General features: G+C 42.1%; 20 protein-coding genes and 2 tRNA genes. 1 reads left to right on the forward strand and 21 read right to left on the reverse strand.

The window, feature by feature from the left end; genetic code table 11:
* Position 1: 1 nt before the first annotated feature.
* The 11 genes from NQ510_RS01580 to NQ510_RS01630 all read right to left on the reverse strand — a co-directional run bounded on the left by NQ510_RS01580 (position 2) and on the right by NQ510_RS01630 (position 17,171).
* Positions 2 to 3,127 carry a SusC/RagA family TonB-linked outer membrane protein gene (locus NQ510_RS01580; protein WP_005829635.1) on the reverse strand — a complete coding sequence of 1,042 codons (3,126 nt, stop codon included), beginning with the start codon at positions 3,125 to 3,127 and terminating at the stop codon, positions 2 to 4.
* A 300-nt stretch (positions 3,128 to 3,427) separates the two neighbouring features.
* Positions 3,428 to 4,960 carry a sulfatase-like hydrolase/transferase gene (locus NQ510_RS01585; protein WP_005829631.1) on the reverse strand — a complete coding sequence of 511 codons (1,533 nt, stop codon included), beginning with the start codon at positions 4,958 to 4,960 and terminating at the stop codon, positions 3,428 to 3,430.
* 454 nt (positions 4,961 to 5,414) lie between these two features.
* Positions 5,415 to 6,977, reverse strand: a complete 1,563-nt coding sequence (locus tag NQ510_RS01590) for an arylsulfatase (protein WP_005829627.1) — start codon at positions 6,975 to 6,977, stop codon at positions 5,415 to 5,417.
* 103 nt (positions 6,978 to 7,080) lie between these two features.
* Positions 7,081 to 8,460, reverse strand: a complete 1,380-nt coding sequence (locus NQ510_RS01595) for a sulfatase family protein (protein WP_005829625.1) — start codon at positions 8,458 to 8,460, stop codon at positions 7,081 to 7,083.
* Positions 8,457 to 9,818: a sulfatase family protein gene (locus NQ510_RS01600; RefSeq protein ID WP_005829623.1), complete on the reverse strand. Its 1,362-nt coding sequence runs from the start codon at positions 9,816 to 9,818 to the stop codon at positions 8,457 to 8,459. Before NQ510_RS01600 ends, NQ510_RS01595 begins: the two co-directional genes overlap by 4 nt.
* Before the next feature lie 121 nt (positions 9,819 to 9,939).
* Positions 9,940 to 14,031: a hybrid sensor histidine kinase/response regulator transcription factor gene (locus NQ510_RS01605; protein ID WP_005829621.1), complete on the reverse strand. Its 4,092-nt coding sequence runs from the start codon at positions 14,029 to 14,031 to the stop codon at positions 9,940 to 9,942.
* A 332-nt stretch (positions 14,032 to 14,363) separates the two neighbouring features.
* Entirely contained in the window at positions 14,364 to 14,837 is a 474-nt protein-coding gene (locus tag NQ510_RS01610) for an integrase core domain-containing protein (protein ID WP_005829615.1), read from the reverse strand.
* Between the two features lie 50 nt (positions 14,838 to 14,887).
* Complete coding sequence (locus NQ510_RS01615; RefSeq protein ID WP_005829613.1) at positions 14,888 to 15,328, reverse strand: DDE-type integrase/transposase/recombinase; 441 nt, start codon at positions 15,326 to 15,328, stop codon at positions 14,888 to 14,890.
* A 122-nt stretch (positions 15,329 to 15,450) separates the two neighbouring features.
* Positions 15,451 to 15,831: a transposase gene (locus NQ510_RS01620; RefSeq protein WP_005829611.1), complete on the reverse strand. Its 381-nt coding sequence runs from the start codon at positions 15,829 to 15,831 to the stop codon at positions 15,451 to 15,453.
* Between the two features lie 66 nt (positions 15,832 to 15,897).
* The gene (locus NQ510_RS01625) at positions 15,898 to 16,515 is read right to left on the reverse strand and encodes a fumarylacetoacetate hydrolase family protein (protein WP_005829609.1); all 618 of its coding nucleotides are present in this window, start codon (positions 16,513 to 16,515) and stop codon (positions 15,898 to 15,900) included.
* Entirely contained in the window at positions 16,515 to 17,171 is a 657-nt protein-coding gene (locus NQ510_RS01630) for a redox-sensing transcriptional repressor Rex (protein WP_005829607.1), read from the reverse strand. The genes NQ510_RS01625 and NQ510_RS01630 overlap by 1 nt, the downstream gene beginning before the upstream one ends.
* A gap of 150 nt (positions 17,172 to 17,321) precedes the next feature.
* Here NQ510_RS01630 and NQ510_RS01635 point away from each other — a divergent pair, with 150 nt between their 5' ends.
* Positions 17,322 to 17,669: a translation initiation factor gene (locus tag NQ510_RS01635; protein WP_005833443.1), complete on the forward strand. Its 348-nt coding sequence runs from the start codon at positions 17,322 to 17,324 to the stop codon at positions 17,667 to 17,669.
* A 107-nt stretch (positions 17,670 to 17,776) separates the two neighbouring features.
* On the opposite strand, the gene tsf is transcribed toward NQ510_RS01635, so the two are convergent.
* From tsf to NQ510_RS01685, 10 genes are all read right to left on the reverse strand, one after another.
* Complete coding sequence (gene tsf / locus NQ510_RS01640; protein ID WP_005829605.1) at positions 17,777 to 18,769, reverse strand: translation elongation factor Ts; 993 nt, start codon at positions 18,767 to 18,769, stop codon at positions 17,777 to 17,779.
* 122 nt (positions 18,770 to 18,891) lie between these two features.
* Positions 18,892 to 19,725, reverse strand: coding sequence for a 30S ribosomal protein S2 (gene rpsB, locus NQ510_RS01645; protein ID WP_005829604.1), 834 nt, complete (start codon positions 19,723 to 19,725; stop codon positions 18,892 to 18,894).
* Between the two features lie 172 nt (positions 19,726 to 19,897).
* Positions 19,898 to 20,284, reverse strand: coding sequence for a 30S ribosomal protein S9 (gene rpsI, locus NQ510_RS01650; RefSeq protein WP_005829603.1), 387 nt, complete (start codon positions 20,282 to 20,284; stop codon positions 19,898 to 19,900).
* A 6-nt stretch (positions 20,285 to 20,290) separates the two neighbouring features.
* Positions 20,291 to 20,752 carry a 50S ribosomal protein L13 gene (gene rplM, locus NQ510_RS01655; RefSeq protein ID WP_005829602.1) on the reverse strand — a complete coding sequence of 154 codons (462 nt, stop codon included), beginning with the start codon at positions 20,750 to 20,752 and terminating at the stop codon, positions 20,291 to 20,293.
* Between the two features lie 338 nt (positions 20,753 to 21,090).
* The gene (locus NQ510_RS01660) at positions 21,091 to 21,582 is read right to left on the reverse strand and encodes a DUF4488 domain-containing protein (protein ID WP_005829599.1); all 492 of its coding nucleotides are present in this window, start codon (positions 21,580 to 21,582) and stop codon (positions 21,091 to 21,093) included.
* A gap of 151 nt (positions 21,583 to 21,733) precedes the next feature.
* Positions 21,734 to 23,137 carry an asparagine--tRNA ligase gene (gene asnS / locus NQ510_RS01665; protein ID WP_005829597.1) on the reverse strand — a complete coding sequence of 468 codons (1,404 nt, stop codon included), beginning with the start codon at positions 23,135 to 23,137 and terminating at the stop codon, positions 21,734 to 21,736.
* A 29-nt stretch (positions 23,138 to 23,166) separates the two neighbouring features.
* Positions 23,167 to 24,651 (reverse strand): pseudouridine synthase, encoded by a 1,485-nt coding sequence (locus NQ510_RS01670; protein ID WP_008664272.1) that lies wholly within the window; start codon positions 24,649 to 24,651, stop codon positions 23,167 to 23,169.
* Between the two features lie 136 nt (positions 24,652 to 24,787).
* Entirely contained in the window at positions 24,788 to 26,134 is a 1,347-nt protein-coding gene (gene purB, locus NQ510_RS01675) for an adenylosuccinate lyase (protein WP_005829591.1), read from the reverse strand.
* Positions 26,135 to 26,291: 157 nt separating this feature from the next.
* Positions 26,292 to 26,366, reverse strand: a tRNA-Val gene (locus NQ510_RS01680).
* Between the two features lie 31 nt (positions 26,367 to 26,397).
* Positions 26,398 to 26,472 (reverse strand) — tRNA-Val (locus NQ510_RS01685).
* Positions 26,473 to 26,601 lie beyond the last annotated feature (129 nt).

The following is a 26,601-nucleotide window of genomic DNA, read 5'->3' on the forward strand; positions in this document are numbered from 1 at the left end:
TTCAAAATTGAATTTCAATTCCACCACCAAAATATTTCAAGGTCGGATAATTTCGTCCACTATTGGCACTGCTAGTATCCATACTGTTACCAAATTCAGTTGATTCCGGATCAATGAACTTGTTCTTAGTAAATGTCAATAAATTCTGACCATTCAAAAACACTCTAACCTTTTTCATTCCTATTTTTTTCGTATAGGAAGCAGGTATTGTATAACCAATCTGTATATCTTTCAAACGAAGATAAGCAGCATTATATAAGTTTCTATCCGATGAATGTTTATAGTTGTGCTGATAAGATGACGAAGCCACGTTTATCAACCGAGGATATCTGGCATCCCTATTGTCCGGAGTCCAATAGTCCAGTTGGTGCTCATATATCACATATGAATAACTTCCATGGAAAGCCTCAATCATTTCTCCCCGGAGGGCCATATCACGTTTTCCAACTCCTTGCCACAACATACTGAAGTCAAGACCTTTCCAACTGAAATTATAATTAAACCCAAAGACATAACGCGGGAAAGCATTTCCAAGTACAACCCGGTCATCATCATTTATTACTCCATTCTTATCTATATCAACGTATTTCACATCTCCCGGTTGCAATTTTACTCCCTCGAATTTCGGAGAATTCTGGATTTCCTCTTCAGTCTGGAACAGTCCATCAGTCCGGAATCCATAATAACTATTAATGGCTTCCCCCTCTCTAATGATTCGTTCAACACCATCAGTCAGCTTTACAGACTCATCCCCATATTCCAGTACCTTGTTACGGGAATCTCCGATATTGAAGCCGAACAAATGAGAAAAATCTTTATGCTTGAATCTATAGTTAACAGTAAGTTCCCAACCATTATTGCGCACCTTACCAATATTAGCTTTTGGGACAGCCCCTCCTAATGTGCCGGGACTTAATGGTGTCAATAAAATATCTGAAGTATTCTTTTGGAATACATCAAAAGTAACATTCAATGCATTTTTCAAAAAAGAAGCATCAAAACCAATATTAAAGGTTTTGGTTTTCTCCCAAGACAATTCAGAATTTCCAAATGTAAATCCTGTACCTGTTACAGAAGAATTGTTAAAACCATACTGATCTGAATTTACTTTATAGGTAGTCAAGTACTGATAATCATCAACAGTTTGTGAACCTAACAAACCATACGAACCACGGATTTTCATATCTCCTACTTTGTCCTTCCAAAATGACAAAAAGTTCTCTTCAGATATTCTCCATCCTAAGGACATTGATGGAAAAAAGCCCCAACGATTATCTTTTGCAAAACGGGAAGAACCATCATAGCGAGCATTCACTTCTGCATAATACTTATCTTTATAGGAATATCCTAATCTTCCCAGCCATGAATGCAAAGCACGTTCACGGAAACCATTCGGAGTATTGTAACTTGAAGTTTCATAAACTGTATCATCTGTATCCTGATAAAGGTCTGGATCGACAAAATTACGTCTGATTTCATTTTTTTCACTACGGAAAGATTCAGATGTAAATCCAAATAAACCCGTCACTTGATGCACATCATTATAAGTATGATTGTAATCAAGGAAAAATTGCAAGTTCAGCATTGTTGCTTTATTGTTATAATCCTGAATACTATAATTTTTACTTTGTCCAGCATTAGCAATCTGATCTTTATTTAAATATTTATATACCGGGTAATATCTTCTCTTAATCAATCGATGCTCTGAAATAATATCATAACCAACAACACCTCTCAATTTCAGTCCTTGCCAGATTTTCAGATCACCAGAAACAATTCCCTGAAAATGGTCTTTGTCATTAGTTGTCAGTCCACCATGCCTCAATCTAGCCAAATAATTACCACCGGTCGTTATTTCATTATTATAATACTTGCCATCCTCATCTGGATACAGTGAATAAGTATTATAGGTTGGAACACGCATAACGTCTGCCAACTGCATATCTCCTCTATCCGAGCGTCCCTCATTTCTATCATAAGCAAGAAGAACCTTTAACTTTAAACGCTGGATTTCAGAAGTCAGATTACTTCGGAAATTATATTTCTTGATACCAAAATCTTGTCCTTTAAAGTTGCTTTCCTGATCATAGTAGCCAAAAGACACATTATATGTTGTCACTTTCGAGCCACCTTGCACATTAATATTATAGTTCTGCTGCAATGCATTCTTCATAATGGCTTTATATCCCCATTCACTATCTCCTTTTGCAAACTCATGAATCTGTTCTGGAGTATAAATAGGATCTTTCCCAGCATTCACATATGAATCATTCCGTAACAATGCATTCTGATATCCTGATACAGGTTTTAATAATATATCAGGATTTTGATTTCCTACAGATGCAGTAAACGTAACAACCGGTTTCATATCAGTTCGTCCCTGCTTAGTTGTAATTAAGATAACTCCATTTGCCGAACGAGAGCCATAGATGGCCGCCGTACCCGCATCCTTCAAAACAGAAACGGACTCTATATCATTCGGATTAAGCAGATTCATTGCATTAATATCATTTGCTGCCATGCCATCAATCACAACCAAGGGATCATTGTTATTCATAGAACTGACTCCACGGATATTAATATTAATATTATTATTATTAGGATTCATGTTGCGTTGTTGTATAGATAGACTTGGCGTCGCACCTTGTAATGCTTGAGTTATATTGGCTACAGGACGATCCTTTATCACATCATCACGAATCTGGTCTACTGCGCCAATTACATGTTTACGGGTAGTCGTACCGTAACCAATGACAATTACTTCATCCAGCAATTCACTATCTTCTTTCATAGTAATTGTATGGAAAGAAGCATTTCCTGCCTTCACCTCTATTTTATCATAACCAATATATGAAAATACCAAAATATCATTTGCACTACATGCAATCGAGAAATTACCATTTACATCTGTTACGGCACCATTGGTGGTTCCTTTGACAACTACACTCACCCCAATCAGAGGTTCTCCTGTCGCATCTTTTACCACACCTTTTACCGTTGCATTTTGTACCGGCTGAGGAACAGTAGTATTTTCGGTTTGTTTGGCATATATATTTCCACTATATACAGAGAAGGAAAACAAAGCCCATAAACCTAAAATCAGTGGTTTATACTTTTCAAAAATCATACAAGTCTTGATTTAATGATTAAACTTATTAATTCTAAAATTCAGAAACTAAAAGAACCGGTTATTACTTTCATAATACTTAAGATTTAATTAACTACTCATATTCGCGATATGTGTTTCTCATCATGATTTGATGGTGCAAATATAGACTGAATAAGTACATCCTGAGTACGGATTCCAGCCATAAAAGCATCACTATAGGGAAAAGTAGGAATTCGTACTTTTCTGTACCAATACCGTACTCCCCATCTATAAAAGAGCGTGTTAAGGCATTTTTATAACTTCTCCCAAGCACTGGCTTCACGGATTAACTTGAATAACCTGATTCCATTTCAGTTTTACTGGATATCCCCAATCCGGTTTTGCTGGATCACAAAAGTCACCGACAGCTTTCATCCGGGCATAAAGCAATGCGGTAAGTTCGTCGCGCTTTTTGCTGTAGTTAGGATCATCATAAAGGTTGTTCATCTCCATCGGGTCGGCCTCAAGGTCGAAAAGCTGAGGATGACGTTGCCCTCCAACATTGTAGAGTATAAGTTTAAAGTTATCCTTTTTAATGGCACGCTGGAGGTTGATGTATGCCAATAGTATGTCCTCGCGTTTTTTTACCATGGGGTTCTGTATGGTTTGTGCCAATGAAAGGCCTTTAACAGTAGGCGGCACTTCTATATCCGCAAGCTCACAAAGAGTGGGATAAATATCATAAAGATAACAATAAGCATCACACATCGCATTCTGTGGAATGCCGGGACCGCATATTACCAAAGGTACTCTCACTGCTGCTTCATACAAGTTCTGCTTGCCCAGCAGCCCATGTTCCCCGACACAAAGACCGTTGTCCGACGTAAAAACAATGATGGTATTATCAACCTTGCCACTGCTTTCAAGTACATCAAGGATACGTCCTATCTGAAAATCCACTTCGCTCACCATGCCATAATAATTAGCCCTTTCAGTAAGTACCTGAGCCGAAATGCGAGGAGTGGAAAGCAACTTTTCATCGCGTTCATTAAGGTCACCGTTGTCAAATGGGTGTTGTGCAACAAAATTCTCGGGCATCGGAACCTCAGTACTAGCGTATTTATGTCCGTAGTGAGGCAACACATTGCGCGGATCATGAGGCGAAGTAAATGCAACATACATCAAAAAAGGAGTGTCGTCCGACGCCTTAGCTTCAAGAAATCTGATAGCAGCATCGGCATATAATTCGGACGAAAAGGTATTGAGTGACGCATCCACCCATTTACCGTTGGTATTATTGTACTTCCCTGCCGGATCGTACTGATGCAGGTAAGGGCACCGATGTCCCAGTTCATTGTATTTCCCGTAAGGATGCATTCCACCGAAAAAAAGGTTTGCACCTGTAGAAAACGAACGGGTAAACGAGGCATTGTCACTGTGCCATTTACCAGTTGCAAAAGTCGTGTAGCCATTCTCACGGAATAGTTCCGGAAAAGTTCTTTCATTTTCCGGAATAACGCCGCCATTGCGATGTATATCCATCAAACCACGCCCGGTAAGAAGCATTGCACGGCTGGGCTGCGAAATAGCACCATTGAAACCTCCCATTACGTGAGTTTGGGTGAATGATATACCACGGCTGACAAGCCGGTCCATATTCGGGGTCTGGATTGTACCGTTACCCCAAGCATGGATAGTGCTGAAAGTCTGGTCGTCCGTCAGCAGGACAAGAATATTAGGACGCTTCGGCCCGTTCCCCTTATCATTACCTTTCTCCGTATTCGCTCCGAATGCAGAGAGTCCGAAAAAAGGCATGTTCAATAATGCCGGAAGGCATAAAAACAAGGTTTTGTTTTTCACTTTCAAATTCATAATGTTTTTTATTTAATGACTAAATCTACTAATGACAGCCCCCAATCTATAACCGGAAACCCGTTGTAACCGTCAAATGGTCTGTTTGTCTTGATGAAACAAAGTGTTCCATACCTTGAAACAGTTCGTTTCACTATTAGGAACAACTTGTTTCCTTATAGAAAACACTTTGTTCTATAGGTATGAAACAAAGTGTTCAATACTATGAACTAATACATTATACTTTTACCATACAACGGAACAGTTATATAAAAGAAGTGGAAGATAAATCTGCTTACACTATTACTTCCACAGTTACCTCCACCTGTAATACACTTATACTCACTGAATTAGTAGAAATAATATGGAAGTAAAAAATCCTGCTTACACACATAACAGATTGATTATTATCAAACTATCAAAAAAGTGCAAGCAAATGGGGATAGAACAACTAAACTTTGTTGGAAACGATGGTTTAGTTCAGCCTTTTAGGGAAGATGTAGCATTCGTTCGCCCACTCCTCCCATTTCCGGACCATCTTCTTCAGCACATCCGGATACTCAGCAGCTACATTATTCCACTCAGTTCTGTCTTTTTCAATATCATACAGTTCCCACTCCTTCATTTTTTCATCCTTTACAGCTTTCCAATTTTTCCACCGTACAAAACAATTATTGAAGTGTTCACCGAAGATATATTCATGTATTTGTTTATCAGGATTATGAACCGTTGACATCAAGCTAGTTCCTGCCATAGGAATAATCGAATTTCCGTCATGATAAGTTGTCGGATATTCTGCTCTGGCAACCTCTACAAATGTAGCCATGATATCAGGAACAAAACCTACGTTTCTTCTTATCTGGTTGCTATACTTTCCAAGCACTTCCGGCCAGGAAATAATCAATGGGGTAGCAATGCCTCCTTCATAGGCCCGTACTTTATATTTCCGGTACGGTGTATTGCTAACCTGTGCCCAAGGCAGTCCATAAGAAGGATGAACCCAGCTGTCAAGCTTATTAATCTCACTTGTGCTTCCGAAACCTTTTTCCGAATAAGGTTCTGCACATGCCCCATTATCCGAGAGAAAAAGTATAAGAGTATTGTCAAGCTTACCTTCTTCTTCCAGATAATCAATCAACTTTCCAATGTTATAATCCATGCAGTAAACTTGGGCGGCATAAACAGACATCCGCAAGGACGAACTATCACGTTCTGCTTCCGTAAGCTCATTCCAGGCACGAGATTCCCATTCGGCCAATTTCCAATCAGGATTGACTATACCCAATTCAACCATTTTCCGGTAACGCTCTTCACGAACGGCTTCCCATCCCTTGTCATATTTGCCTGCAAACTTTTCCAAATCCTTGTCTTTGGCATGTAGCGGCCAATGGGGAGCATTGTACGCCAAGTAAAGAAAGAACGGATTATCATCCGTCTGTTCATCTATAAACCGAATGGCATAATCAGTAAAAGCATCCGTTGTATAATAGGGGGATTGAGGAGCAGGCAAATTCGTATTATCCAGAGTCAAGCCCCGTCCGCCCTGAGGTTTCAAATAGCTGGAAGCACCGGCCAGTATTCCATAAAAATGCTCAAATCCCCTCTGCAACGGCCACTTTTCCTTGCCATGCATCCCAACATGCCATTTGCCTGTCATGTATGTATGATAGCCAGCCTCTTTCAGCACCTCAGCAATTGTCACACAATTACGGTTGAGAAAACCCATATAACCATGGACTCCTCTATTTTCCGGATGTTTTTCTCCTTTCTTGATGCCGGGATCTTCAGACATAGCTCCGATGCCGGCCTGCTGCGGATAAAGTCCGGTCAGCAAGCTGGCACGGGTAGGACAAGAACGTCCAGAATTATAAAACTGCGTATATCGTACTCCCTTTTGTGCCAACCGGTCAATATTGGGAGTCGGAATCTCACCGCCATAACACCCAACATCCGAATATCCCATGTCATCTGCCATAATAAGTACAATATTAGGTCTTTCATCAGTTTCTTTGCTGGTTCGTATTGTTTCGTCTGCCATACACGGCATAGCAGACAACATCGACAAGGCGGATGTTCCGCACAAGAAATAACTCTTTCTCATTTTTTGTATTTCAATTAGTATTACATACTATTATATAAGGTCAAAATTCCGGTAAAGAATTCCACCACTCAAGAGCCAATTTACTCAACCGACTTGCCACCTGAGGATGTTTCTTGCTTAAATCAACGTTTTCCCTCAAATTATCCTCCAAATCATACAATAAGACATTTGTACTGTCTTTATCAACCAACAGTTTCCACTTGCCATACCGCACCGCAATAGCCGGACTGACATCTTTGTCTGCAGGCCGGGGGAATGCTTTGCTTTCATTTCTTCTATATTCCCAAAAGAGAGGTTCTCTCCTTTCCTGCGGAACCCCTTTCAAAGCCGCACTCATGTCCATGCCATCACTTTTACAATCAGCAGGCAATTTGATTCCAGCAAGTGAACTCAAACTCTTGTACAAATCCAGAGCGCTGACCACCGTAGTATCGTCCGTTTTCCCCGAAGGAATTTCGCCTTTTGTATCCCATATTATAAAGGGCATATGTATACCTCCCTCGAACAATGAAGCTTTACATCCTCTCATATTACCGGCCCGGCTTCCCTTGAAACTGGGTGCAGGCCCGTTGTCACTGGTAAAAATGACAATGGTATTGTTTTCAAGATTCATATTTTTAATTTCACGCAGCAAACGTCCTATTTGCCTATCATATTCGGCAAGCACCACCCGAAAGTTCTTTTCCGATTCCTGCCCGTCCGGAAAGACCTGCTGTTGCTCAAAGTTTCCAACCCACGGAGTATGCATGTCATCCGGCCATAAGTTCACAAAACAAGCTTCTCCTCTGTGACGTTCTAAAAAAGCCAGCGTTTTATCAACGAAATAGGCTGTTCTATTCCATCGCTTTACACTATCCTGCGGAGACCAAATCCAATCCGTTGCCGTAAGTAACGAATCCGGTTGAGGGCTTTCATAGGTGCTGCAATATTCGTCATATCCATAAGCGACAAAAGGGGGAGCATTCCGGACATCCCGTCCCCCTCCCAAATGCCATTTCCCGAAATGACCGGTTTTATATCCGGCATTCTTCATCACTTTGGGCAAGGTGGGAGCCGAAGGGTCCAAATAGTCGGCCATTTCCGCAGCTTTGTTTCCAGCCTTTCCTTGTAAATAAGTGGTTATATGCCACTTGCCCGGGTACATCCCGGTCAGTAGGCCACAACGCGAAGGAGAACTGATAGGAGATGCACTATAATATTGATTGAACCGTGAACCTTCTTCTGCCATACGGTCAATATTGGGAGTAGGTATAAATTTACCACCATATATACCAATATCACCATAACCCATATCATCCGTAAGCACAACTATAATATTAGGAGGCAACTCAGCGTTATTCCCTGCCAGACAAGGCAATGTCATAGGGACTGTCAGGGCAGGCAATAGTCCCAGTAAACACATTTTTTCCTTTTTCATCATTGCTTCTTTATTTTCACGTCCATTTGAGCTCCCGTATCACCCTGCTGCCGCATCCACGCCTCAAGTTCCCCTTTCATCATAGCAATACGTTTCGCATACTTCTTTTCTTCTGCCAAATTATTCAACTCCCAAGGATCTTTCTGCATATCATAAAACTCTATTGCAGGACGTTTTACATATCTGTCAACAAAATATCTTGCCCGTTTATCTGTTTTTGTACTCTCAATCCAGCTTGCCCAAACGCTTCTTTCATTCTTAAGATTCATCAGATGTTTTTCAAAATACTCTACTTCAGGAGTCAAGTTCAATATCAGTTTATATCTCTTGTCCCTGATGCTACGTATCGGATAGGCTGTCCCTTCCGGGATATTATTATGTATACCGTAAGCAAAGCGACGGTGTTCTTTCTCTTTGCCGAACAATGCCTTCAGGAAACTTTTCCCATCAATGCCCTCTATTTCATCTCCACCGACAAATTCCATTAAAGTAGGTAGAATATCTTCATACTGAACGATAGCATCACTGGTCGATTTGGCCTTTATTTTTGCAGGATAGCGAGCCACCAATGCACTGCTTTGACCGTAGTTCCAGCAAGTCCATTTTCCTCCCGGCAACTGTGGACCTTGTTCTCCAAGAAATACAACTAAAGTATTATCCAGTTTGCCAACCTCTTCAATAGTTTTCAATACATCACCAACCTGATTATCCAAAGCCCGGATTTCAGCCAAAAGACGTCTGAAAAGTTCACGCGTTCCTTTATTATCAACGCAGTTAGGAGGCAGTATAACCTTATCTGCATCAAATTCATCCTTATTTCCGCATGTCCACGGAGCGTGGGAAAGCGTACTGCAAACAAATAAGCAAAACGGACTGTCCTGTCGCATAAAGTCACGAATGCCATCCACTGTATAGTCAGCAGTCACAGCAATACAGTTCTCCTCAAACCCCGGAACCTTCTCAAAATTGAAAACACTTTTAGGAACAGTATGCGTTTTTCCTGCACGCCCTACCCGATAACCCGCCTGGGGCAGATAATACGTGACGCTCTTTATATCAGAATAGGATATTTTATGATTTTGATAAGAGCCGTGCCGAGCAGGATAGAGTCCGGTATATAAGGAAGCCCGAATAGGCACACTCATTGCACAAGAGGCAAAGTTATTAGTGAATCTGATTCCTTCTTCAGCTATCCGATCAATATTCGGAGTCTTGAGGTTCTTCCCTCCATAGCAACTAATCTCATTCGAAGCAAGATCATCTGCCAAGATTACTACAATGTTCGGTTTCTCCTGTGCTTTTAAGGTACCGGCAACAGGCAGTAGTGCAAGACATGCACCTTTTACAATATTCCAATTCATACATCCAATTTTTAAGTCCGTATTAGATTATTTGATAGCAAAATTAGTGCATCCCTTCCTTAATAAGAGTACTCAAACGCGACAAAGATGTACGAATATGGTCTGAAAGACAGAAAGCTTCTTAAGAATTTTCCAAATTTGTTTTTGTGATGTCTTTACGCATCTGCTCTCTATATTTTTTAGGGGTCATTTCAAATTTCTGAGAAAATATTTTGAAGAAGTTTCCCCGGTTGATAAAGCCGGTCCTATCCATAATCTCTTCAACAGACAAGTTTGTATTAATTAATAGTTTCTTCACAATATCCAGCTTATACTCTCTGATTATATCATTCGGCTTCTTAGGAGTTATTTCTTTTATTCTCCGATAAAACTGACGCGTACTGTATCCTAAAGAAGAGCTAATGGTTTCAATAGAAAGCTCCGGATTAGTAATATTCGAATCGATTACCTGATATACTTTTTCCATGAATTTCTTATCTTCCTCGTGCACCAGCTTACCCTCATTTATCTCAAATGAGCTCACAGCCGAAGAGAAATATTGCTTCAAGTCTTCTTTTCTCTTGATGAGCCGTTCCACTACTTTTTCCAAATATCTCACACTGAAAGGCTTGGTTATATAAACCTCTGCTCCGGAATCAATACCCCTTACCTGATCCTCCACCGTATTCTTGGCAGATAAAAGAATCATTGGTATATGTTTGCGCAATTTATCTCCCTTTATCAATGTAGTAAGAGAGATACCGTCAATGTCCGGCATCATAATATCCGATATGATTATGTCCGGTGAACTCTGCTCCAAACAAGACATCACCTCTGTTGAATTATTAATGGGAATTACATTATATTTATCAATAAATATTTCTGTAACAAACCATAGCATGGCCGAATCATCATCTATAATCATTATTGTCTGCTTATTCTTGTCATATTCAGGAATGACAATCTCAGGAACAGAACTGGTTTCCTCCATTTTTCGGGAAACGTTCTCTATAACAGTCACACTTGCATTACCAAAAAACTCATCACCCTCCGTAGCTTGCTCTATTGACAATTCAGGGAGAATTACAGTAAAAGTCGTTATATCATTAAGCACACTGGTTACGGTTATTTCTCCCTCTAACAATTTCACCATATTATTGCATATAGCCAAACCCAATCCATTTCGCGACGTTTCATGTGCTTTATTCTGGTCTTCAAAATTATCAAGTACGGTATATCTATCAAAAATCTTAGAAAGATCATCTTCTTTAATCCCTTTGCCTGTATTAGCTACAACAATATACAGCTTTTTGTCTTCAACATACACATCTACACTTATTTTTCCTTTGACTGATGCATATTTAAAAGCATTGGATATAAGATTAGTAATTATCTTATTCAAGCATCCCGAATCAGAGTTCCAATATATATTGTCGACTATATTTATTCTATAATCAAGCAGCTTATTACTTGTCAATTCTGAAAAAGGTTCAGCTATATTACGGGCTAATTCTGATATGGGACAGGATTTTATCTCTACTTTTTTATGTCCCGTCTCCAAACGTCTGAATTCAATTAGTTCTGCAATCAGACTATTCAGTTCCTCCGCATTATGCTTAATCAATTTGGCATATTTAATAATGAGGCTATCTGATTTGTCGTATGAAATAATCTTTTCGCAAGGACCATATATTAACGTCAAGGGAGTACACAGTTCGTGAGTTATATTAGTAAAGAATCGTAATTTTGATTCATAAACATCTTCGCGTTGTTTTCTTGTCAGCTTTTCTACGATATTCTCTTTTTTCATTCTATACCATTTAATACTCAGCCGTACAATACAGTAACCAACCAATAACAACAATAAAGTATAGACCACATATGCCAAAGTAGTCTGATACCACGGGTATGATATGTTTATCACAAGTGACTGAACCGCACTTTCCTTACCTGTAATATTATTCCTATACTTCACCAACAAAGTATATCTGCCCGGAGAAATATTGGTGAATGATGCGGAATTGGAGCCTCCATTGTCAATCCAAATATCACTAAGTTCTGCAAGTTTATAAAAATAAGTATAATCATTCCCATTTATATAATCTATAGCAGTAAACGATAAAGAGAAAAAATTTTGTTCATAATTCAAAGTTATATTTTTCCTACTATTTTCAATACTTACAAAATCATTTATATTATACTCTTTACCGAATATAGATAAGTTGCTAAATTGAATTTCCGGATTATAATCCAGTTTAGGAAATCCATTGACCGAAACAGTGACAAAACCGTTTATCCCTCCAAAAAACAAAGTGCCGGAAGGTATATGCTTGAAGTATGCCCCATCACTGAACTCTGTTACCTGAAGATCGTTCTGCTTCCAATATGTCTGGAAGGTATTCTCCGAAACATTATACTTTATCAATCCTCGATTAGTGCTCAACCACAAATTATTGTATTCATCCTGCAACATTCCATGTATCACATTCTTCGGCAAAACATTTGTCTTGTCAAATACATATCTATCTCTATCATAATAAATTCGGGCAAGCCCATAACTTGTAGCAAACCAATAGCTTTTGTCACTCTTTAAAATAGAAAACACATCGTTCAATGTCTGGCTTTCGCTTCCTTCATTTAAACTGTAAACTTCTATTTTATTGGTACGATTATTAATTTTATAGGCTCCATATCCTCTATTGCCAAACCAGATAATCGAATCGTTCTCCTTATAAGAGGTGAAAAAATAGTTGGAAGGAATTACACCATTATCAAACAAAAAGGTCGTATCTTTCTTCAATACCGGATTGCCGTCTTTTTCGCCAAGCTTAGCCTTTACAATCCCTTCACCCACCGTAGCAATCCAAAGAGTAGAATCATTAAATTCACAAACAGAATATACATATCTTAAAGGTTTGTTACCGCCTAAAATATCTATATTCTTTATACTACTACTTTTATATGAATAATAATTCAGACCATTTTCACTGCCTATCCATAAAATATCTTTCTTACCAGGTACTATTGTATAGACAGAGTTACTTTTTAACAAGCTATTATTCGTAAGAAACTGCACTGATTTTTCTCCTTCATTAACAGCCGCGTCATAATTTTCAATTTTCACAATGCCATTCCCTTTTGTTCCAAACCAAAAAGTACCGTATTCATCAATATAAAATGTTCTTATCGGCGTATTTAGATTGTATGGCAAATCTCTCAACAACGTCGTCCTGAGAGTATAGGAATCATTGTAATACATATACACCCCCTGCCCATCAGTACCCACCCATATAATATCCTGAAATTTATCTTTTTCTATACAAAAGATACCGGATTTGATATTTATATCGTGAATAGAATATCTATCTTTAGATTCTGGAATATGCTGCAAAACAATCAGTCCACTTGATTTAAAACCAATAAAATATTCACCTTTATGCTGAATTATAGCTGAAATTTCTCCGTACCGTTTTACTTCATCAGACAAATCATAGATATAATACTTATTGCAACTAGCAGGGTCATATTCATAAAGGGCATATTTATTATCCACAATATAAAAGGTATCGTCATCATAAAAACACCACATGACCTTCTCCTCATCATCAAACAGTTTTTTAGGTTCTAAAGAGATACTTCCATCAGGATTAGAATTGATTGAAAAACTAAGATTGTTTCCGCTTTTCATAAATATCCACAATATATTTCTTTTGTCAATAGCAACCTCGAGGATGTCATCTGCTATGAGGTTATCTACTTGTATTCCACGAAATTGCTGTTCCTCAGGCACATAATAATAAATGTAATTATCACTATTAACGACAAAGATTCTATTATCCGTACTATTCACTACCCAGTTTTTCCCCTTAAACTGCCTGAATGAATGTACCGTTTGAGAATACTTCTCCAAACGATCAAGACCATAATTGGTCTGAATCCACAAAATATTATTCTCAGCTTCCAATATACTCTCTACTATATTCCCAGACAATATCTTTTTCTTATCAATGGGGTTGTACAACTGAAAGTTCAGCCCATCAAAAAAGTTGACCCCCTCACAAGAACCAAACCACATAAAACCATCCCCATCCTGACAAATAGATAATACTGCACTATTGGAAAGTCCATTCTTGCTGGAATACTGCCGCAAATTATAAGCCGAAGAATAATTATTAAACAGAAATAACAGAAAGATAACAGAAACATGGATAACCAGATTATATCTTGTTCTCATAGAATTAAAATTAAAATCATTACAACTTTCTGTACGAAAGGAACTACACCAATCGCCACTAACTCAACACTCTTCATAAAGGAGTACAAACTATACCTTTTAAAAATCATAAAGCTTTTATAGGCTAATTTATCTCAAAATCTTATCGCAAAAATAATATTTTTATTCTTGTAACACCATACCTATTTAATAAAAAATAGGATTTAACTCTTAAAGGTATAAAGGAATGATATGGTGATAAAATACCATGGCTAATAACACAAACAAGACCAGTCAAAACAAGCTTGTCTTTTCCTGATTTAGCTAGACGCTTTTTCTTTTTATAACCGATATCAGTAGACGGTTCTTGGAATGTTGTACTGGTTTAGTAGCCACTTCTTCCCAAGCCCTGCTGATATAGTAGACACAGCAAAGTGAGTTGTCCTGATTCTGTTGACAGTCATCTTGCTGGATTTGCAGAACCCGTACTTGCTTGTCCGGCTTTGCAAAGATATTGCATCCTTCTTTTCATTGCTACTTGTGGAAGGATATTTTTTCTTCTTCCACATTTTCTTCTGTATTCCCTTCTCCAGATGCGCCACAGCAGGTATTTTATACCCGATACTCATATGCGGTCTGCGATGGTTATAGAAATGTATGTAGCGAGCTATGACATTTCTTGCATGCCCGATGTCGTTGAACCGGCCTCGAGGATGGCTGCTTTCCGCCTTAATAATCCCGTTGATACGTTCCGCAACGGCATTGTCGGTGGGTTTGTAGTCTTCCGTCATACTGACGGCAATGCCATGTTTCTGAAGAAGTGCCACATATGGGTCGCAACAGTATTGTACGCCACGGTCTGAGTGATGTATCAGGCCTATAAGATTTCACTTCCTTTCATTTCAACAGCCTGCTCTATAGCCTGTTGCAATGCATTGATGGTTGCCGATACCCATAAGGTGTCGGTAAGCACCCATCCCTGTATCTTATGGGAGTAAGCATCCGTAATCAGATGCAGATAACAGACTTCACCATTGGTAAGTGGTATATAAGTAATGTCACTGACCCACAAGTGGTTGGCTGAAGTCAAGGTCACTCCTTTGATTAAGTTCTTCCACTTGTGATAGCGATGGTTGGAGTTCGTCGTATGCCGGGTCTTGCGGGCAGGAAGCATCAAGCGGTGTTGCCGGAGCAATGCATAAAAGCTGTCCCGCCCAGGCATGAACCCGGCTCCAAAAAGCACGGTGAGCATAATCCACAGTTTGTAACAGCCTATACCCGGATCTTCGATACGGATATCACGGACAGCATCCAGCATGAGACGTTCCCTATGTATCTGACTCTCAATGTCAGCCTTTGACTGGTAGTAGGCTTGACGACAATGGCCAAACAGACGGCAGGCCAACGCAACTTTCAGGTTGCGCTGACTGACCAGTTCCGTTACGATTTGGCCCCAGATTTTTTTCTGATAGGGATGTTGAAGAGTTCTTCAGCACGCGTAATCATCAATTCACGGGCTTCTGTTTCCAGCTTGGAGAAAGACAGAGCTTTCTCCAGCTCTTTAATGCGCTTTTTTAATTGGGCATTTTCATCTTTGTAGGCTTCCTTGCTGCGATTGGACATATCTGGTGATTCTTGTTCAGAAGGCAAAGATAGCTCTTCTGCTAAATTTGAATACTTTTTAATCCAACTATTTAGCAAGGCAGGGCAACAAATGCCATGTGCCCGGCAAAAGGCATGCTTACTCATACCTGATTGGTAGTAAGAGTGAAGAAAAAACAGTTTTTCATCTTCACGATAAAGCTTTCGTTTTGAAGTCATAATAGTAACACATTTATTAGTTTGTAAATGTGTCTACCTATATCAAGATAAGACAGCTAAACATATTTACCGGATATTGAAGTCAAGTACTTTCCCTTCCCCAAGATAGCCCTGCAAGTGCTGTCCGATGCTGATGGGACCTACTCCCACAGGGGTACCCGTGAACAGCAAGTCACCGATTTTCAAGGTCATGAAGCGACTGACATAGGCAATGATATCATCTACCCGGAACAACATATCCGATGTATGGCCACGTTGCACCTCCTTATCATCAATCGTCAGATGGAAGTCCAGATTCTGTACATTGCCGCCCACTTGTTCCAAAGGGACAAAGGTGCCGATAGCTGCCGAATTGTCGAAACCTTTGCAAAGCTCCCACGGATTACCCGCCTCACGGAACTTACGTTGCAAGTCGCGTGCCGTGAAGTCGATGCCCACCGTCACCGCATCATAATAGCGATGGGCAAAGCGAGGAGCAATATTCTTGCCCAAACGGCAGATGCGCACCACCACTTCCGTCTCATAATGTACCTCGTTGGAAAAATCGGGGATAAAGAAAGGCTTGCCATCTTTCAGAATGGCCGAATCGGGTTTCAAGAAAATAACCGGTTCCTTATTCTCGTGTGTATGTCCCAGCTCTTTGTTGTGCAGAGCATAGTTCATTCCTACAGCAATAATCTTCATTACTTGATTTCGTTAAAGTTCAGTCTGTTAAACATCACGGCCAGATGGGCATAAAGGGAAGTGTTCTGCACGACAATGTTCTCGGGAACACGGATACGGAACGGGGTGAAGTTCCATACGGCCTTGATACCGCCCTCTACCATGGAATCCGTTATCTGCTGGGCTATTTCGATAGGTACCGTCAGCACGCCTATATTGACATCGTACTCCTGCATCTTCTGCTTGAACTCGTCCGAGTGATAGATGGGGATGCCGCTCAGTGTCGTACCCACCAGTTCGGGCTTCACATCGAAAGCAGCCACTATCTCCAAACCGAAATGGCTTAGGCCCGAGTCGCGCAGCAAGGCACCTCCCAAGCTTCCGACACCGAACAGAAAGGCTTTGTGTATATTGGTAAATCCCAGGAAGTCCTCCAGTACAGCTATCAGTGTGTCCACCTCATAGCCCACACGCGTACGCCCCGAGATATTGACATACGAAAGGTCTTTGGCAATTTGTGAAGCATCAATATTGATTTCCTTGGAAATCTGGGTGGATGATACGAATCGTTCCCCCTTTTGTTTCAGCAACTTTACATTAGAAAGGTACCACGGAAGCCGGCGCAAGGTAGGTTCCGGCACCTTCATGGTTTCTTTTTTCTGTAACGGACTGCTCATAGTTTCTTATTTAAGTTCTCAATATTGCGATTGACAAAAGTAGTGCTTTTTTTCTAATCAGTAACACGGATGCAACAAAAGCTTAACATAATTTCTAATTGCATAATTCCACATAATATCGTACTTTTGGGAAGTTTAAAAGAAAGAAGTATGAAGAATAATGATTGGAAAGAACGGTTGAATATAGTCTATTCCACCAACCCGGACTACAACTATGAGATGAATGACGATGAGGAGCAAGCTACCCTCCCCCCTGCACAACAACGCCTGCGTGTACAGCTGGACCGCAAGAACCGGGGTGGCAAAGTCGTCACTCTTGTCACCGGTTTCGTGGGCACCGACAATAATCTGAAAGAACTGGGCAAATTGCTGAAAAGTAAATGTGGAGTAGGCGGAAGTGCCAAAGATGGAGAAATCATCGTGCAAGGCGACTTCAAACAACGTGTCATCGACCTCCTGAAGGCAGAAGGATACACGCAAACCAAGCCCGTGGGATAAACGCATCATCCGTCTCACTGCAACTGTAGAGGCATAAAAAAGTGACCGTTTAGGAATTCAACTCCATATACGGCCACTTCTTTTTATAGAATCGTTTCTAAGCGGAATTATTCAGCGCGCAAAGTAAAACGTTTGAAGTCAACAACCTTCAATTCAGGATCAGCTTCTTTCAAGACTTCTCTAACTGTCTTCTTGCCGTCCATGATGTCTTCCTGGTTCAGCAAGCAAACTTCTTTCAAGAACTTGCCAAGACGGCCCTTAGCAATATTCTGAATCATTTGTTCAGGCAGATGTGCAGCTTTCTCGGCAGAAACAGTAGCAATGATTTCCTTTGCCTTTGCCACGTCTTCAGCAGTAATCCAGCCTTTGGCCATGTTGCTTTCCATGTGGTCTTCGCTGTCCACGTGAGCCGGGTTGATACCAGCCTTCTTCAAAGCAGCCTCAACAGCCTTCTGTACCTGTTCAGCTTTTGTCTTCTCGATAGCAACATCTATTTCCTTCTGCTTGATTTCTTCAGATACGCCATCTTCGTCTACTGCAATCGGGTTCATGGCAGCAATCTGCATGGCAATCTGCTTAGCCAGTCCTTCTTCAACAGCCTTGTTGAAAGCAACAATAGTGCAGAGGCCATTTCTGTTCATGTGGTTATAAACCACAGTGCTTGCACCTTCTACAGTCATGTAACCATCCAACTCCATCTTCTCGCCAGTGATACCGCTACGGTCTGTTACAGCATCCTGTACAGTACCGTTGCCCATCGGCAGAGCTTTTACTTCGTCCAGAGTCTTGCACTTGTTAGCCACGGCAAGGTCCAGAATGTCCTGAGTCAATTTCACGAAATCAGCATTCTGAGCCACGAAGTCAGTTTCGCACTTCAGAGCGATGATAACGGCAAAGTCACCCGTAGTCTTAGCCAGCACACAGCCTTCAGAAGCCTCGCGATCTGAACGCTTAGCTGCAACAGCTTGTCCCTTCTTACGGATAATTTCCATTGCCTTGTCGAAATCGCCTTCAGCTTCAGTCAAAGCATTTTTGCAATCCATCATACCAGCACCGGTCATCTTGCGGAGCTTGGTTATATCAGCCATACTTACAGCCATAATATCTTTTTATTTTAATTGTTAATAATATCCTTATAAAGTAATTGAGAGTTGAGAATAGAGAATTGAGAATTGCCGTAAAGTAACTCTCAACTTTCAATTCTCAACTCTCAACAGTATGATTAAGCCTCTTCTTCCTTCATGAAAGCAGCAGCCTTAGCGGCATTGATTGCTTCCTCGTCGGACTTGTCGAGTCTTGCTTTTGTAGCTTTCTTCTTACCTTTGTTGGCAGGAGCTTCACCGGCAGCTTCCATGTCTACCTTTTCGGCCTTACGTTCTTCCAGACCTTCCTGCATAGCAGCGCAGCAAGCATCAAGAATAACTTCTACTGACTTAGTAGCGTCATCATTTGCCGGGATTACGAAATCGATATTCGTAGGATCGGAGTTTGTATCAACGATACCGAATACGGGAATCCCCAGACGATTAGCTTCACGAACTGCGATGTTTTCCTTCATTACGTCGATAACGAACAGAGCAGACGGCAGACGAGTCAGGTCAGCGATAGAGCCCAAAGTCTTGTCCAACTTTGCACGTTGACGTGAAATCTGAAGAATTTCTCTCTTGGAGAGGTTTGAATAGGTACCGTCGCTTGTCAACTTGTCGATGGTAGCCATCTTCTTGACAGCCTTACGGATAGTCGGGAAGTTAGTCAACATACCACCCGGCCAACGCTCGATTACATAAGGCATATTTACAGATGCAGCCTTATCGGCAACCACCTGCTTAGCTTGTTTTTTAGTAGCAACAAACAGGACTTTCTTTCCTGATTTAGCGATTTGCTTCAAAGCTTCAGCAGCTTCGTCAATTTTAGCAACCGTCTTGTTGAGGTCAATGATGTGAATACCATTGCGCTCCATGAAGATGTAAGGAGCCATTGCAGGGTTCCACTTTCTTTTCAAGTGACCGAAGTGGCAACCGGCTTCTAATAATGTATCAAAATTTGTTCTAGACATTTTCTTTTAAATTAATCGTTTACTTTCTTTTTTGTTTCTTCTAAACCAACCGCCGGGTAGTCTGAATCTGAAGAGTCCCGGTAGTTTAGATACTAAACGCTTTTTCAGTTGAGAGTTGAGAGGTGAAAGTCGAGAATTAAGCAACTTGTCCGCCCCAACCGTTCTCCAACTCTTAACGTTTACTGAACTGGAATCTACGACGTGCTTTCGGTTGTCCCGGTTTCTTACGTTCAACAGAACGAGGATCACGAGTCATGAAACCTTCAGAACGGAGAGCAGCCTTGTCCTCAGCATTGATTTTCACCAGTGCGCGGGCAATTGCCAAACGCAAAGCCTGAGACTGGCCGGTGAAACCGCCACCGCAGAGATTAACTTTGATGTCGTACTTTTCAGCAACACCCAGCTTATTCAACGGCTGTTTAACTACATACTGAAGAATGCTTGATGGAAAGTACTCTGCGAGGTCTCTCTTATTAATAGTAATCTTTCCAGTACCTTCGCTTACGAAAATACGTGCAATTGCACTTTTACGTCTGCCTAATGCATTTACTACTTCCATTATCTCTTATTTAAGTACGTTAATATCAATCATTTTCGGGTTCTGAGCATCGTGTTTGTGCTCGCTGCCGGCATATACATACATATTGCCCAGCAATTTTGCGCCCAACTTGTTCTTAGGCAACATACCCTTTACTACTTTTCTCAGTAACTTGTCATCACCGTTCGGTTTTGCCTGCAAACGGGCAGGAGTGATTTCTCTCTGGCCGCCAGGATAACCTGTATATGACAGATATACCTTGTCATTCCACTTGTTACCGGTTAATTTTACTTTGTCGGCGTTGATAATGATTACATTATCGCCACAATCTACGTGAGGGGTAAAGTTAGGTTTATACTTTCCTCTCAACAGTTTCGCAACTTTTGCGCCCAGACGACCCAATACCTGGTCTGTAGCGTCAACAATGACCCATTCTTTAGTCACTGTAGCTTTGTTTGCAGAAATGGTCTTGTAACTTAAAGTATCCACTCTTAATTGTTTTTTAAAATGTTACTACTAAAATGTTTTTCTTCACCGCAAGCCAGTCATCCCGGACAATGGAAGATTAACTCGCTATGAATTAAATGCTTATCCTTTTGAGATAATAATCGGCTTGCAAAGGTACGGTTTTTCTTAGAACTGGCAAAAGTTTTCCACTTTTTTTTAGAGAGCCACTTGGCTGATATACAACAGACAAAGTTATCCTGCGGAGAAACGAAAGAATCTCCGCTAGAACAACTCTTTATGATGCGGCCTTCATCGGCCAATGCCATCATAGAAGACCTTCAAAGCTGCATTGAGAAAGAAACGGGAAAGAGAAAGAAATATCAACGGACAAGGTCCTCGGGGAATTTCGCGGGCATGCCCACCCGCTTCCATGTTTCATGGAACCATGTATTCAGTTCATTCCCATTCAAGTCCTTAGCTATAAAATACTTCAGGTACATTACCCCGTCGTCCCCTATTTCAAACTCCAATATATTGTCTTTGTGGTCCAACATGGGCAGATGGATGTTTTTCTCAATACTTTCCTTATAGGAATTATCCGTCAGCTGCTGATAAGTCCCATACCCCGTGATGATGGCATCCTTGCCAGGAATCATTGTAAAGTTGACAATGCGGCCGTCATCACTCAGCACTTTAAAGGTATTACTCGGTTTCAATATCCCGGGAACATCCGGGATTTCGGACACATAATGACATAACTGCCAAATTCCTGCCAGTTCCGCAGGCCTAAACTCTGCGCTCTCCTGCGCATTGGCTCCCGCTACCGCAAGCAGCACCGCTGCCAGCATGGTAAAGAAATAGTTCCGTTTCATATTCGTATGATGTTGGTTAACGTTATGTCGTTCCGCTAGACACAAATATAAAGATTTATTTTGAGATTATAACATTTTTGGGTATAAAAAAACCGCACAAACAACAGAATGTTTGTGCGGATGATTTTATCCAGTTTGTATATTCCGAAACTTAGAACTCGGCGTTGCGCGGCGTACGCGGAAACGGTATGACATCACGGATATTCGTCATGCCCGTAACGAACAGCAGCAAGCGCTCAAAGCCCAAACCGAACCCGGAGTGGGGACATGTACCGAACTTACGGGTATCGAGATACCACCACATATCCTTCATCGGGATGTGAAGTTCGTCAATGCGCGTCATCAGCTTGTTGTAATCCGATTCACGTTCGGAACCGCCAATGATTTCTCCAATCTTCGGGAAGAGTACATCCATGGCACGCACGGTCTTGCCGTCTTCGTTCTGCTTCATATAGAACGCTTTGATTTCCTTCGGATAGTCAGTCAGGATAACCGGACGCTTGAAGTGGTCTTCCACCAGATAGCGCTCATGTTCGGAAGCCAAGTCAACTCCCCAGTACACCGGGAATTCAAACTTATGCCCTTTGGCAACAGCCTCTTCCAATATCTTGATACCTTCCGTATAAGGCAGGCGCACGAAGCTTTCTTTCAAGACACCTTGCAGACGTTCAATCAAGCCCTTATCAAACATGTCATTGAGGAACTTCACATCGTCGGCACAGTTGTCCAAAGCCCACTGTACACAATATTTGATGAAATCTTCCGCCAGGTCCATATTGTCCGTAATATCATTGAACGCCACTTCCGGCTCAATCATCCAGAACTCTGCCAAGTGGCGGGGAGTATTGGAATTCTCGGCACGGAACGTAGGACCGAATGTATAGATGGCTCCCAATGCAGTAGCGGCAAGTTCGCCTTCCAACTGTCCGGAAACAGTCAGGCTGGCCTGCTTTCCGAAAAAGTCATCATCGTAAATAATGGAACCGTTCTCATCTTTCTTTAAGTCGTAAAGGTTCTTCGTAGTCACCTGGAACATCTGGCCTGCGCCTTCACAGTCGGAAGCCGTGATAATCGGAGTATGAAAATAGAAGAATCCTCTGTCATGGAAGAACTTGTGAATGGCAATCGCCATATTATGACGAATACGGAACACAGCCCCGAACGTATTGGTACGGGGACGCAGATGGGCTATCTCACGGAGGAACTCCATGGAATGACCTTTCTTCTGCAACGGATACGTGTTATCGCAAGTTCCCAGCACTTCGATTTCGCGGGCCTGCACTTCGGCCTTCTGACCGGAACCGACAGATTCCGTCAGCACACCGTTTACGCTCAAACAAGCACCGGTAGTAATCTCTTTCAGCATCTCCTCATCGAAGTTACCCAAGTCTACTACAATCTGCACATTATTTATTGTAGAACCGTCATTCAGCGCGATAAAGTTTACTTGCTTACTACCTCTGCGGGTACGAACCCAGCCCTTCACGTTGACCATAGCGCCAAAATCTTCACGCTTCAGCAGGTCAACAATCTTTGTTCTACTAATCTTTTCCATAAAACAGTTATTATACCTTATTATATATATTACTCAAAAGAACCCATGCGCAGGAAGTTCACCTCTTGTTCCGTGAGGTAACGCCATTCGCCGCGGCGCAGGCCTTTCTTGGTTAAACCGGCAAAATACACACGGTCCAGTTTCATCACCTTGTATCCCAGCGATTCGAAGATACGACGCACGATACGGTTCTTGCCGGAGTGGATTTCAATACCGACATCATCTTTCTTGAAGTCATCCGTATAGCTGATGGCATCTGCATGGATTTCCCCATCATCCAGTTGAATGCCGGCTGCAATCTGCTCCATATCGGCTTTTGTCAGGTTCTTGTCCAAATGCACATGATATATCTTCTTCTTCAGATACTTGGGATGCGTCAGCTTGGAAGCCAGGTCACCATCGTTTGTCAGCAGCAATACACCTGTAGTATTGCGGTCCAGACGACCTACCGGATAAATACGTTCGTCGCATGCGCCCTTCACCAAATCCATCACCGTGCGACGTGCCTGGGGATCATCCGAAGTAGTCACTGTATCTTTCGGCTTGTTCAGCAGGACGTAAATCTTACGTTCGATGCTGACCGTCTGGTCGTGGAACTTCACTTCATCGCCACGCTTAATCTTGGTTCCCAATTCCGTTACCACCTCTCCGTTTACAGAAACGACTCCAGCAGTGATGAATTCATCAGCCTCGCGACGGGAGCAAACACCGGCATTGGCCAGGAATTTGTTCAGGCGGATAGGCTCGTTCGGGTCCACAAACTGCTCCTTATATTCTATCTGTTTCTTCTTGCTGTACTTAGCATTGGGGTCATAATCGGCCGAACGACGGACTGGACGGCTATAGCTGTCTCTGTTGCCGTATCCGCCAGGTCTTCCACCACCCGAATTGAAGCGTGGACGATAAGGACGGTCACCACCCTCATTATTGTAGCGAGGACGCTGCGGACGGTCGCCATCTTCGCTGTTGTAGCGCGGACGATAGGGACGGTCCGTATTATAAGAACGGTCGCTGTTGTAGGAGCGGTCGCCGTTATAAGGACGTTGCGGACGGTCACCACCCTCATTGCCATAACGCGGGCGCTGCGGACGGTCACTATTATAAGGGCGTTGCGGACGGTCGCCACCTTCGCTGTTATAGCGCGGACGGTAAGGACGGTCACCCGAATTGTTTCCATAAGGGCGTTGCGGACGGTCGCCGCCTTCGCTGTTATAGCGCGGACGATAGGGACGGTCGCCATTATCGTTATTGTAACGAGGACGCTGCGGACGGTCACCATTGTCCGCACCAGGATTAAAGCGCGGGCGATAAGGGCGGTCACTGTTATAAGGACGCTGCGGGCGGTCCCCGTTTTCACTGTTAAATCTGGGGCGATAAGGACGGTCGCCATTATCACGGTTGTAAGACGGACGGCTGTAGCCACCTTCCTTGTTAAATTGGTTACCATCGCGGCCGGCACCTGAGTTCTCCTCTGCGGAAGAAGCATCACGCCAAGTTTCGTTTTCTGTACTCATTGTTTTTTATTCGAATAAAATTAAACCTTGGCCTCACGGCCATTCATTGTCTCTATTATACCTTGAATTTTATATGTTTCTATAACAATTGCCGGAGTAAAAAGTTGAAATTCCTCCGGTACACTTCTGTGGTTGCTTAAATTCCCGTATAAGTATGGGGGGTAATCACCCGCAATTCTTTCTTTATCTCTTCACTTACATTCAGTCCCTCTATAAATTCCTTGATAGACGCTTCCGTAATGGCCTGATTGGTACGGGTCAACGCTTTCAACGCTTCATAGGGATGCGGATAGGCCTCGCGGCGCAGAATGGTCTGGATAGCCTCGGCCACCACGCTCCAGCAATTGTCCAGGTCACGGTAGATGGCCGGTTCGTTCAACAGCAACTTACGCAAACCCTTCAAAGAACTTTGTATGGCAATAATGATATGCCCGAACGGCATACCCACATTGCGGAGCACGGTAGAGTCCGTCAAGTCACGCTGCAAACGGGAAACCGGCAGTTTTACCGCCAAGTGCTCAAGAATAGCATTCGCCATGCCCAGGTTTCCTTCCGCATTTTCAAAGTCAATCGGGTTCACCTTGTGCGGCATCGCGCTGGAGCCCACCTCACCGGCTTTAATCTTCTGCTTGAAGTATTCCATAGAGATATATTGCCAGAAGTCACGGTTCATATCAATCATCACCGTATTGATGCGCTTCATGGCATCAAAGATGGCAGACAGATTATCGTAATTGGATATCTGGGTAGTATACTCCTCGCGTTCCAAGCCAAGCTTTTCGGAAACGAACTTATTGCCGAATGCCTTCCAGTCATATTCCGGATAAGCCACATGATGGGCATTGTAATTACCCGTAGCGCCACCGAACTTTGCTGTCACCGGACAAGCCTTCAGCGTTGCCAACTGGCGTTCCAGACGGTAGACAAACACCATTACCTCCTTGCCCAAACGGGTAGGCGAAGCCGGTTGTCCGTGTGTCTTGGCAAGCATGGGGATAGCGGCCCACTCTTCCGCATAAGCACGGAGCTGCGCTATCAGTTCCTCTATTTGAGGATAGTACACCTGCTCCAACGCCTCCTTTACAGACAAAGGAACAGACGTATTGTTGATATCTTGTGAAGTCAGGCCAAAATGGATGAACTCCTTATAGTCGTCCATACCACCCAACTTGTCAAACTCTTCTTTTAAGAAATACTCCACAGCCTTCACATCATGGTTCGTCACGCTCTCAATGTCCTTAATGCGTTGCGCGTCGGCTTCGGAGAAGTTACGGTAAATGTTTCTCAAGGTTTCGAAAACGCCCTTATCCACCCCTTTCAGTTGCGGCAAAGGCAGCTCACACAGCGTGATAAAGTATTCTATTTCAACTTGTACACGGTATTTAATCAGTGCAAATTCTGAAAAATAGGCAGCCAAAACATCCGTTTTGCCTCTGTATCGACCGTCAATCGGAGAGATTGCGGTAAGTAAATCAAGTTTCATACGTCGTATTTATGATGATAATTATCGGACTGCAAAATTACTGCTTTTTTCTGAGTAACAAGACATAAAGGATAAAGATTTTAAGAAAAGGAAGTTAACGGATAAAAAAATGGCCTTACAATCACTTGCAAGACCACCTTCGAATGAAAATTTCCAGTGGGCGTTGACGGATTCGAACCGCCGACCCTCTGCTTGTAAGGCAGATGCTCTGAACCAGCTGAGCTAAACGCCCTTTTGATGAACGAAAGTGCTTGGATTTTGTGTGGGCGTTGACGGATTCGAACCGCCGACCCTCTGCTTGTAAGGCAGATGCTCTGAACCAGCTGAGCTAAACGCCCGTACACTTCCGTTTCAAAAGCGATGCAAAGGTACAGCTTATTTTGACATTACCAAAACTTTTGCATAATATTTTTCGATATTTTTTTAGTCATTTAGCGACACGCTCTGTTTCTCAAGCATTTAGTACG

The sequence above is a fragment of the Bacteroides uniformis genome (genome assembly GCF_025147485.1).
Lineage (GTDB): Bacteria > Bacteroidota > Bacteroidia > Bacteroidales > Bacteroidaceae > Bacteroides > Bacteroides uniformis.

Excerpts from the sequence above, each read along its gene's own strand:
- NQ510_RS01580 (WP_005829635.1), bottom strand. The coding sequence starts at position 3,127 with ATGATTTTTGAAAAGTATAAACCACTGATTTTAGGTTTATGGGCTTTG.
- NQ510_RS01585 (WP_005829631.1), bottom strand. The coding sequence starts at position 4,960 with ATGAATTTGAAAGTGAAAAACAAAACCTTGTTTTTATGCCTTCCGGCA.
- NQ510_RS01590 (WP_005829627.1), bottom strand. The coding sequence starts at position 6,977 with ATGGCAGACGAAACAATACGAACCAGCAAAGAAACTGATGAAAGACCT.
- NQ510_RS01595 (WP_005829625.1), bottom strand. The coding sequence starts at position 8,460 with ATGATGAAAAAGGAAAAAATGTGTTTACTGGGACTATTGCCTGCCCTG.
- NQ510_RS01600 (WP_005829623.1), bottom strand. The coding sequence starts at position 9,818 with ATGAATTGGAATATTGTAAAAGGTGCATGTCTTGCACTACTGCCTGTT.
- NQ510_RS01605 (WP_005829621.1), bottom strand. The coding sequence starts at position 14,031 with ATGAGAACAAGATATAATCTGGTTATCCATGTTTCTGTTATCTTTCTG.
- NQ510_RS01615 (WP_005829613.1), bottom strand. The coding sequence starts at position 15,328 with ATGCTGGATGCTGTCCGTGATATCCGTATCGAAGATCCGGGTATAGGC.
- NQ510_RS01620 (WP_005829611.1), bottom strand. The coding sequence starts at position 15,831 with ATGACTTCAAAACGAAAGCTTTATCGTGAAGATGAAAAACTGTTTTTT.
- NQ510_RS01625 (WP_005829609.1), bottom strand. The coding sequence starts at position 16,515 with ATGAAGATTATTGCTGTAGGAATGAACTATGCTCTGCACAACAAAGAG.
- NQ510_RS01630 (WP_005829607.1), bottom strand. The coding sequence starts at position 17,171 with ATGAGCAGTCCGTTACAGAAAAAAGAAACCATGAAGGTGCCGGAACCT.
- NQ510_RS01635 (WP_005833443.1), top strand. The coding sequence starts at position 17,322 with ATGAAGAATAATGATTGGAAAGAACGGTTGAATATAGTCTATTCCACC.
- tsf (WP_005829605.1), bottom strand. The coding sequence starts at position 18,769 with ATGGCTGTAAGTATGGCTGATATAACCAAGCTCCGCAAGATGACCGGT.
- rpsB (WP_005829604.1), bottom strand. The coding sequence starts at position 19,725 with ATGTCTAGAACAAATTTTGATACATTATTAGAAGCCGGTTGCCACTTC.
- rpsI (WP_005829603.1), bottom strand. The coding sequence starts at position 20,284 with ATGGAAGTAGTAAATGCATTAGGCAGACGTAAAAGTGCAATTGCACGT.
- NQ510_RS01660 (WP_005829599.1), bottom strand. The coding sequence starts at position 21,582 with ATGAAACGGAACTATTTCTTTACCATGCTGGCAGCGGTGCTGCTTGCG.
- asnS (WP_005829597.1), bottom strand. The coding sequence starts at position 23,137 with ATGGAAAAGATTAGTAGAACAAAGATTGTTGACCTGCTGAAGCGTGAA.
- NQ510_RS01670 (WP_008664272.1), bottom strand. The coding sequence starts at position 24,651 with ATGAGTACAGAAAACGAAACTTGGCGTGATGCTTCTTCCGCAGAGGAG.
- purB (WP_005829591.1), bottom strand. The coding sequence starts at position 26,134 with ATGAAACTTGATTTACTTACCGCAATCTCTCCGATTGACGGTCGATAC.